Raw genomic sequence first — 369 nt, 5'->3', positions numbered from 1 at the left:
ATACCGAATGAAGCAATCGCGATAACAGCAACTAGCTGAACAATGAAGCCTAGGTCTACTGGAATACCCATGACTTGCGCAGCCATGATAGCTAGCATTGCTGGGTAGATACCTGCACAACCATTTTGGCCAATACTCGTACCGAACGTTGCTGACATGTTGGCAGTTTCTTCGTCTACACCTAAAGTGCGATTTTGCGTTTCAACGTTAAGTGGGATAGCCGCCATGCTTGAACGAGAACCGAAACCAAACACCAATACAGGCCATGACTTCTTCACAAACTTCATTGGAGACAAACCAGTGATGGAGACCATCGCGATGTGCACTAGATACATTGCAAAGATTGCTGCGTAGCTTGCAACTAGGAAG

At 46.3% G+C, this 369-nt stretch carries 1 protein-coding gene; it reads right to left on the bottom strand.

Going from position 1 to position 369, the window contains the following annotated elements:
• Positions 1-369 (bottom strand): cation:dicarboxylate symporter family transporter (locus AB4585_RS26395; RefSeq protein ID WP_372171715.1); only part of this gene is annotated, 369 nt, incomplete at both ends.

Source organism: Vibrio sp. 10N.222.49.C9 (assembly GCF_041474985.1).
Classification (GTDB): domain Bacteria; phylum Pseudomonadota; class Gammaproteobacteria; order Enterobacterales; family Vibrionaceae; genus Vibrio; species Vibrio crassostreae_C.
The sequence above is the reverse complement of the archived record's forward strand: the minus strand, read 5'-3'. Positions and strand labels throughout refer to the sequence as shown.